Source organism: Bacteroides sp. Phil13 (assembly GCF_001940965.1).
In the GTDB taxonomy this organism is placed as follows: Bacteria; Bacteroidota; Bacteroidia; order Bacteroidales; family Bacteroidaceae; genus Bacteroides; species Bacteroides intestinalis.
The window spans coordinates 1-4,077 of sequence record NZ_MSHA01000003.1 but is presented as its reverse complement, the minus strand read 5'-3'; the positions used below and the strand labels follow the sequence as shown (position 1 = coordinate 4,077).

Genomic DNA, 4,077 nt, shown 5'->3' with positions numbered 1-4,077 from the left:
GTATCTGATGCCATAATAAATCTAATGGATTCGCTTGGCTGATAGCATCGAATATCTCCTTTGTTTCATCCGGCAAATACTTATCGAAGAATCCATACTTCTCTGCTTTCTTATTCCCAGGAGGACCACCTTTGCCATTCTTATTACCGATTGGTGCACCCCTTTTTCGTTTGGAGCGTTCCAAACCTTTTTTATGGAGCGTTCCATTAAGAAGCTGCTCCCATTTATCTTTGGACTTCCATCCTCTGATTGTCCCAGGCGATAAGCTTAGTTGACTTGCAATCTCAACCAAATCAATATTGCCATTGTGCTCTTTATATATTTGATATGCTTTATCCCTATTGGGATCTCTTGCCCTTGGCAATACTATCACCTGCCTTTATTTGTCGGTTTTGGGTATCAAAAAAGCACCTATGTATTATAGGTGCTTAAATAACAAACATATAGAAACTTAGAAGCTATTTAGTATCGATGTCTGATTTAGCAGTAATTGATTATTAATTGATACGTGTTTTTGTATTGTTGAAACACTTTCAAGTGTGAGCTTACTTACTTCATCTATCTTATTACCATTAGCTAATGCTTTTTTTATGAATGTATTTGATAATTTGGTCGGAGTAACATTTCGTACATTTGCTTTTTTACATATATTACTTATTACAGTACTTATTCCGTTTTCTTCAATAGCAAATAATTTATTTTTCTTTTCGCTTTCACTGATACCTGAAAGATATTCATTAATAATAATCTGTAATTCAGCTTTTAACGGAAGCTTTATCTCACCATTTTCTTCCCATATCATCAAATAATACAGTCCATTTTCATATATAAAACTACTATTTTTTAATGATGCAATATACTTTCTACTTAAACCTGTAAATAAAAATATTCCTAATGCTACTCTTTCCTTTATCGTATTATCTCGATCTGTTACAAACTTAACCAATTTAATGTAATCTTCATCCGTAATCGTTTGAGGCTCTTTTCGATTATATACTGGCTTTTCAACATTACTCATGATTTCTTTAGTAGCCCCATTCATATACGTATAAATAAAAAACCTTTTAAGTGCATTATAACAATTAACTTTTTCAGACGGCTTAAATTTTAGTTCTTTTAAATAAGTACCAACATCATAATAAGTAATAGCATTTATTGGTTTCTCTCTATTTTCTTCTCTACTCATATATTCAGAAAAAAATTTTTCTATTCTTCTCTTGTAAAAAACAATTGTTTTTTCTTTGTCACCTTCAAGCATGTCAGACATTAATTTTGTAACTTCACTAAAATAACGGTACATCTTACATTCCTCCCCCTTTTTCTTTCCATTATATCCCATATAAATACAATAGTCAACATATAGAAAAGGAATTCGGCATAAGAAAAGCACCTACTGCTAAGAAGGTGCTTTACGTTATATTGTTTAATCTTCGTCCATTTCGTAACTGTCTCTTACTTTTGATAATAAAACATTTCCATGTACCTTATTACCATCACCATCATAAACAGTAAAGTCATATCCTGGGTATTGCTTCTTTAACTTTTCGATAAAAAACCTTACGTTTTTATCATTGTGTGTCCTATTTATAGATTGATAATTATTAGGAACATTGGCATCTCCCCTAACATCCTTTCCGTCCTTAAAAAACTTTATGTCTATTCCTTCTTTTTTAAATATTGTTTTTTCTACAAATTCTATCCTTGGCATATGTTATACCTCCCCTTTCTCTTTCCATATTACACCATCTCATTCCACATTGCAACAAAAGAAGCACTCCGGACATGCCAGTCGAGTGCTTCCTTATATGGGGAGTATAAATAAGGGGTAAGCCACCGGACAGGAGTTGAACCTATCCTTTAATCACTACCGTAGTGGCCGGAGGTTAAAGTATGTCGTTACAATTAACCTAGTTTAATTATATAAAACTTTATTGTGACTTTGTGTGCAAATTACAATAATTACTTATCTTTCTGCTCACAACACTTCTATCAAGATGAACTACATCAGCAACTTCTTGCATCCTCTTTCCCTCAATGTATCGCAGTTCGAATATCTGCCTTAGTTCGCTGTCCTTTATATCGTCAACAAATCGTTCAATGTCTAACATCTGGTTAACACAGTGATCTAGCCTCCTCTCCTTAAGCTTTATCAGCTCATTGACCTTATCAGCTATCTCTGGTGTCTCAATCGGCACATCAACACGATACTCTGTGTAAGGAAAGTACTTAGAGGATGCCTTAACCTTGCCTGCTACTACAGGAATGTTCTTGCTGCTTAATCTATCAATGCTTACCTGTATTTGTCCGATTTCTCGATACAGGTGAACATACTGCTCTAATTCTTCCTTGGTCATTGCATCACCCCTTCTCAGACTTTCTCGTGCAGCTATAACTACATACTTGCTTTTTCTTTTTATCTCTGTATGCCCATCTAGATTCGCATCCAGGTTGTATATAGAATTGCTTTCCACATACCGGACAATCTTTGTAACTTCCTAGTGTACTTACACATCTTTGAACATCCTCACTAAACCATTTTGGATCATTCTCAGGAACAATTATATAACCATTTTTTACGCGGTCCTCATTTTCATCTGCCTGCTTAACTGTAAAGTTAATCTTGTTGGCTTCTCGTTTAGCGACCGCATCATCTGGGTTTTCGATTATTTCCGCCTCTAGGCTTATTAATTCCATGTGCCTTTAAGTAAGCGGACATAGTAGCTGGTGCCTTGTGGAAGTATCGGCCAAGATCACCCATATTGTAGTTCTCATCAACATACTTCTTCCTTACCTCTTCAAAATCAAGTTCTTTCTCTGCCTTCTCCAAAGTTCTATCCGAAGAAGTCTTGGCATTTGAAATTGGTTTCTCAACCTTAGTTTCAATTATTGGCTTAGGTTGCTCAATCTTCTTTGGTTCCAATAAAGATAGTATCTCGTTCTCCAGTGTGGATTTACGAGCTTCCATCTTCTCTGATGCCTTGGCTCTGATCTCATTCTTTAACTCTTCTGTAAGATAATCGTTACTTACTCCTCCAAGAGTAATATCTGCCTTCGCTATCTTTGTAAGCTCCTGTTCAACACTACTTAAACTTGTACCAACCTCTCTAAGCTTCTGGATGCGATCATTGAGCTGCTTGATAATATAGTTCTCGTCTTCGCCATCGACATATGGGCTTTGCACTACTTCATTGTGACTTTCTGGCTGCTTATTACATAATTCCAATGCTATCAATAATGCATTGTCAATCTGTTGCATTTCCTCGTCTGTACATCTTCCAATGTAATCATCCAGCTTACCTTTCGTTACAGAATATGGATGTTCACACAAAGCTGTACTTTCATCTCTTAGATACTTATTGGTTAACGTTACATGAGTTGGAAGAGGTGTCTTTGTTTGTGTAGTGAGTGCTACATATGTCACTAATGGACTGTTGGCATTACCTTTGTTATTGCTTACAATAACCACTGGTCTGTTACCCTCTTGCTCACTTCCACTATTGTTAAACCATTTTAGTCTATAAATCTCTCCTCTTTTTACTACTTCACTTGTATTCATACTATCGTCCTCCTATTATTCTTTCAATTTGAAACAGCTTGTCCTCTAGCTGCTCTACTTTTTTATTTAGTTTTGGTATACTATTGTCTCCGGATAGTGTCTCTGTAGTGTAGAATCGTAGGCCACAATCTTTACACACCCTGGTACGATTTATTACACCATCAACCTTTCGACTATCTTTGACTATTGAGTTACTGTGATTACATTTAGCCATCATGATCACTCCCATGATTGATAGTCCATATACAACACATCAGGTTCCACAGTACTGCCCGATCGTGTGGTTCATCTGTCCATCCATCTAGCCATTTGATGTAGTGACGGATTGCTGAGTCTATGTAGCTGTTTACCGGAATACCTTTCTTCCAGTTATCTTCGCCGTACTTCTTTGCGCCATCTTCAAAGTGCTTTGCAACTTCTAGCATAGCCTTGCTGCGATTTCCACCAAATATGTCTAGTATCACATCGTTGATTGCATCATACAGATACTCAGTATCATGATTATCAGTAAAGAAACAAAT

7 protein-coding genes are annotated in these 4,077 nt (G+C 36.0%); all 7 read right to left on the bottom strand.

Annotated elements, in window-relative coordinates:
• Positions 1 to 373 (bottom strand): phage terminase small subunit (terS, locus tag BWI44_RS00705; protein WP_286810366.1); only part of this gene is annotated, 373 nt, incomplete at its 3' end.
• A gap of 78 nt (positions 374 to 451) precedes the next feature.
• Positions 452 to 1,339 carry a tyrosine-type recombinase/integrase gene (locus BWI44_RS00700; protein ID WP_286810365.1) on the bottom strand — a complete coding sequence of 296 codons (888 nt, stop codon included), beginning with the start codon at positions 1,337 to 1,339 and terminating at the stop codon, positions 452 to 454.
• An 84-nt stretch (positions 1,340 to 1,423) separates the two neighbouring features.
• A complete protein-coding gene (locus tag BWI44_RS00695; protein ID WP_286810364.1) occupies positions 1,424 to 1,708 on the bottom strand; it encodes a hypothetical protein in 285 nt (94 codons plus the stop codon).
• A gap of 220 nt (positions 1,709 to 1,928) precedes the next feature.
• The gene (locus tag BWI44_RS00690; RefSeq protein ID WP_286810363.1) at positions 1,929 to 2,471 is read right to left on the bottom strand and encodes an RNA polymerase sigma factor sigma-70 region 4 domain-containing protein; all 543 of its coding nucleotides are present in this window, start codon (positions 2,469 to 2,471) and stop codon (positions 1,929 to 1,931) included.
• 176 nt (positions 2,472 to 2,647) lie between these two features.
• Positions 2,648 to 3,556: a type II toxin-antitoxin system PemK/MazF family toxin gene (locus BWI44_RS00685; protein WP_286810361.1), complete on the bottom strand. Its 909-nt coding sequence runs from the start codon at positions 3,554 to 3,556 to the stop codon at positions 2,648 to 2,650.
• A 1-nt stretch (position 3,557) separates the two neighbouring features.
• Entirely contained in the window at positions 3,558 to 3,770 is a 213-nt protein-coding gene (locus BWI44_RS22340; RefSeq protein WP_502688822.1) for an NrdR family transcriptional regulator, read from the bottom strand.
• Positions 3,763 to 4,077, bottom strand: a 315-nt coding sequence (locus tag BWI44_RS00680) for a dATP/dGTP diphosphohydrolase domain-containing protein (RefSeq protein ID WP_286810359.1), incomplete at its 5' end; no start/stop codon positions are given. The genes BWI44_RS22340 and BWI44_RS00680, both read right to left, overlap by 8 nt.

Bases quoted from the DNA above. Each gene is read 5' to 3' on its own strand.
- BWI44_RS00700 (WP_286810365.1), bottom strand. From the start codon at position 1,339: ATGGGATATAATGGAAAGAAAAAGGGGGAGGAATGTAAGATGTACCGT.
- BWI44_RS00695 (WP_286810364.1), bottom strand. From the start codon at position 1,708: ATGCCAAGGATAGAATTTGTAGAAAAAACAATATTTAAAAAAGAAGGA.
- BWI44_RS00685 (WP_286810361.1), bottom strand. From the start codon at position 3,556: ATGAATACAAGTGAAGTAGTAAAAAGAGGAGAGATTTATAGACTAAAA.
- BWI44_RS22340 (WP_502688822.1), bottom strand. From the start codon at position 3,770: ATGGCTAAATGTAATCACAGTAACTCAATAGTCAAAGATAGTCGAAAG.